General features: G+C 65.5%; 5 protein-coding genes. 2 read left to right on the top strand and 3 right to left on the bottom strand.

What is annotated here, in order from left to right; genetic code table 11:
* From QOC69_RS03325 to QOC69_RS03315, 3 genes are all read right to left on the bottom strand, one after another.
* A partial coding sequence (locus tag QOC69_RS03325) for a DUF1622 domain-containing protein (protein ID WP_526436332.1) occupies window positions 1-230 on the bottom strand: 230 nt, incomplete at its 3' end.
* Between the two features lie 47 nt (window positions 231-277).
* On the bottom strand, window positions 278-1,174 hold the full coding sequence (locus QOC69_RS03320; RefSeq protein WP_526436330.1) for an alpha/beta fold hydrolase: 897 nt from the start codon (window positions 1,172-1,174) through the stop codon (window positions 278-280).
* A 110-nt stretch (window positions 1,175-1,284) separates the two neighbouring features.
* Complete coding sequence (locus QOC69_RS03315) at window positions 1,285-1,977, bottom strand: hypothetical protein (RefSeq protein WP_526436328.1); 693 nt, start codon at window positions 1,975-1,977, stop codon at window positions 1,285-1,287.
* Window positions 1,978-2,664: 687 nt separating this feature from the next.
* Between QOC69_RS03315 and QOC69_RS03310 the strand changes: the two genes are divergently transcribed.
* Both QOC69_RS03310 and QOC69_RS03305 read left to right on the top strand, forming a co-directional pair.
* On the top strand, window positions 2,665-3,222 hold the full coding sequence (locus QOC69_RS03310) for a winged helix-turn-helix transcriptional regulator (protein WP_526436326.1): 558 nt from the start codon (window positions 2,665-2,667) through the stop codon (window positions 3,220-3,222).
* Between the two features lie 36 nt (window positions 3,223-3,258).
* On the top strand, window positions 3,259-4,020 hold the full coding sequence (locus QOC69_RS03305; protein WP_526436324.1) for an SDR family NAD(P)-dependent oxidoreductase: 762 nt from the start codon (window positions 3,259-3,261) through the stop codon (window positions 4,018-4,020).

Below are 4,020 nucleotides of genomic sequence, written 5' to 3'. Positions count from 1 at the left end.
GTGGGTTTGGCAGCAACGGTGCGAACGATGTCACCGGCTACTAAGAGCTCGAGCCCCAGCAAGATGGTCCGGCCAAGCCGTTCGCGAAGTCGGCGGTAGACGTCGGCTTCGCGTCGCGTGAGACCGATGACTGCGCCCGCGAAAGCGATCAATGCGCCGACGATGACGACGATGACTCCCGCGCTGTCGATCGTCTCCCCGACCTTTTCCACGATGTCGTAGAAATTCATGCCGCAATACCGCCAGCCCCGCTGGGTCACATGGCTGAACCCGCGGCTTAGTCGCCTGCGAAGAAGTCGAGGTAGGCCTGGGCCAGGGCGGCCGGGTTCTCCAGCGCGATGTTGTGACCGGCCGCGGGGATGACGACGCCGCGGACGTCGCCGGCCACTTGCGCGAGCTGCTTGGACACTGCGTCCCCGAGATAAGCCTCCGCGCCGACGGCCAGAACCGGACAGCTGATCGGGTCGGCATAATGCGCGCGGTTCTGTTCGGCGTCGGTCTGGCGGGCGCGGTACATCTCCGAGATGGCCCTGGTGCCCCCCGGCTGCTCGGCCGAGTGCACCATTTCGTCGACGTCCTCCTCGGCCAGCGCGCTGGGGTCCCACATTGCGCGCCTGGCGTACCACGTCCAGAACGGCCGTTCCCGTCCGGCCAACAGCAACTCGGGCAGGTCCGGCAGGCCGAAGAAGGTGAAGTGCCAGCCGGTGCGAATGTCGTCGGGGGCGAGCGAGGAGTCGTGTTCGCCGCCCGGCAATCCCGCGGCGACCGGCAATCCTGGGAGGAGCGTTTCCTGGAACACCAGTTGCTGCACCCGGGGCCGGTGGAAGGCGGCGACCGCGTAGGCGATGGCCGCGCCCCAGTCCTCGCCGGCGACGCGGAACTGGTCGAAGCCCAAGTGGGTGGCGAGCTCGGCGACGTCACCGGCCATCGTCGCGGTGTCGTAGCCGGTCAGCGGACGCTGCGAGGCGCCGGAACCTCGGTTGTCGACCGCGATGACGGTGTAGTGCGGGGTCAGCAGCGGCACGACGTGGCGCCAGTACGACATGGTCTTCGGCACGCCGTGCAGCAAGAACACCGGCTCGCCCGCGCCGCCCATCGCATAGTGGATCTCCACGCCGTTGACCTTGGGCTTGCCGTGACTGAGCCGGACTCCTGCGTGGTCAGTGAGATTCATCTCGGCGAACTCCCTTCTCTCCGGCCGTGTAGGCGCCGACCGGGTGGTGGATCTTCTGGAGCGGCAGGGGTATCCCTCCGACTCGGAGATGGCGTATTGAGCGAAAGCGCTTATGCCGCGGAAACACCGCTGTGCAGCTCCGCCGACCGAACCGTAATTGGGTCTGGTGGAGTGACACCGCCGGACCGAGGCTCATCCGACGGCTTGTTCTTCTTCGAGCTCACGACAATGGCGGTCAGAGCGACGACAGCCCACCCCACCAAGATCGCCGTCGGGGCCAGCAGCCCGGCACCGTCGAAATAGGCCACGCTCCTCGTGACCTTCACGCCCTGCGCCAGCGGCAGGACATTCGAAAGAAAGCGCAGTCCGGTTGGAAGCAAATCGGGTGGGACCGTTCCACCGGACGATGGGACGCCAAGTATCAGGGCGAAGGTCATGGCGACCGGCAGGAAGTACTGCTTCAGAAGCGGGGCCGCGCCGAGTAGCAACTGACCCAAGACCTGGCTGAGGAAGAAGGCGTAGAACAACAGCACAGGCTTGTCCGGCAACACCCGCAACCTCTCCACCGTGACATACGCGGTCGTCGCTCCCACCGCACCGATTACGGCCACCGCGAGCATGCGGCGAGCAATTGACCAAGCCGACGCTCTTTGCAATAGGACGAGCGAGGTGACGATGGCGACCAACAACATCGGAAAGACGAAAAAGAATGTCCCGTTCCCGCTGTCGCCGGGAAGCAATGGTACGACATCGACCAGCAAAGGTGGTGGTGCGCGCGTTTCGACAGCGAGTTGCGCGAACACTCCTTGAAGGTACGAGGCTCTGATCGCCGAGGCAGCTCTGGCCACGTAGAGGGCGGGACTTGGCTGCAAGGTCGCGACGTACGCAGCCGCCACGTGTCGATCGCGAACGGCGGCAACTGCCTCAGCCTGCGACCGGGCCTGGCCGACTTCGAATCCTCCCGATCTGATGTCATCGAGTTCCCGAACGACGGACTCGACCTGCCGAGTACTTCCGACTACGGCGATCGGAACCTGGTGCGGTTGCGGCGCGTGAAATGCGACCTCGAAGATCAAAGGAAGGGCGATCGCGAAGAGGAACGGGAACCACATGATCGATCCAATACGGCGTCCGATCGCGAGTGGAGACGAAGCAGTCATACGGCGGGCCTTGCTATCGTCACCGGTGAGCCAATTCGCTCTGGCTTGCCGGGTCGAAACGCCGAGCCTCCTGCGGGCGCCCGGGGCGCCCCGCCGTCGCCAAGCTCGCGGAACGCGTAGTCCACGCCATTCGCGGCGCTCACCCTCTGGTTCGAGCACTCCGCGTAGGAGCGCACCAACGGTTGCGGCGTTGCGTTCGTCGTTACCGCCATATGGCACCTCTCCTGCGTGTGCGGATGCCGGCTGCCCTCGAGGTACGCCGAAGGTCTGTTGATTGAACCGTACGCCTCCATCGGTTCAGTGACAAGACCGATGCGCTACAATTCTCGTATGGCACTAGGCAAGGACTACGAACTCCAGGACTGCCCGGTCGCTCGGGCACTCGAGCTGGTCGGCGAGCGCTGGACGATCCTCGTCATCCGCGACTGCTTCCTCGGCGTGCGCCGCTTCAGCGACTTTCTGGTCCACCTCGACATCCCCCGCGCGGTGCTGACCAACCGACTCGACCGGCTCGTCAGCGAAGGGATGCTCGAACGACGCGAGTACAGCCCCGGCCGAAGCGAGTATCTCTTGACCGATCGAGGACGGAGCCTCTGGCCGATTCTGCATTCGCTGGCCGAATGGGGTGATCAGCAAACCGCCCCTCGTGCCGGTCGCCGCCGCCTCTTCGCGCATGCCGAGTGCGGCACTGATCTCGACGCGGCCGGCGCATGTCCCCGATGCGGAATCGTTCCCGACGCCGGCGACATCGAGATCCGACCCGGACCCGGAGCCGAGTTGGCGCTACGCGACGATCGGGTGACCCGTGCGCTGTTCCGTCCCCACCGCATCCTCCAACCACTCGACCTCACGACCGCGCGGGCGACGACGTCGTCCGAGGTCTCGTAGAGGTTTGGCTCACGATGCTGACCGAGGAGCGAGCGGATGTCTGAACGCCTACGGGGCAAGGCTGCCCTGATCACGGGGTCCACCAGCAACATCGGGAAAGCAATCGCAATCCGGTTCGCCGCCGAGGGTGCGCGCGTTGTTGTGACAGGGCGCGACGCCGCGCGCGGCCGCGCGGTCGTCGGAGCGATCCAGGCAGCCGGCGACGAGGCGAGTTTCCTCCGTCACGAGCTCGACGGATCGGTCGAAGGCTCACGTGAGTTGGCGGAGCAGGCGACGAAGGTCTACGGATCGATCGACATCCTCGTCAACAATGCGGGCATCTACCCGCCGGGTGGCACACTGGCGATCGACGGGGAGACTTTCGACCGCATCATGGCGGTGAACGTAAAGGCGCCGTACTTCCTCACAGCCGCACTCGTCCCTGCAATGGCTGAGGTCGGTCGGGGTGTAGTACTCAATCTGGGTTCTTGGGGGGCACGGCTAGGCATTCCCGCCGGAACCGCGTACGCCTCGTCGAAGGGAGCGATTGAAACGCTGACCCGCGCTTGGGCTGCAGAGTTCGGTCCGCAAGGGGTGCGCGTCAACGCGATCTCTCCCGGCGTGACTTTCGACAGCGCGAGCCCGGTGGCCGAGATAGCCCGGCCGATGATGGCGACCACACCGCTCGGGCGTCTCGTGACGCCGGACGCGATCGCGCGAGCCGCTGTGTTCCTAGCCAGCGACGACGCTGCCGATATCCACGGCACCGTCATCGACGTCGACGGAGGCCGGTCCTCGGTGCTGTTCGCGGCCCGATGA

The organism is Mycobacterium sp. (assembly GCF_032162105.1).
Taxonomy (GTDB): domain Bacteria; phylum Actinomycetota; class Actinomycetes; order Mycobacteriales; family Mycobacteriaceae; genus Mycobacterium.
Note: the sequence above shows the minus strand (reverse complement) of the source record. Positions and strands in the feature narration are given on the sequence as shown.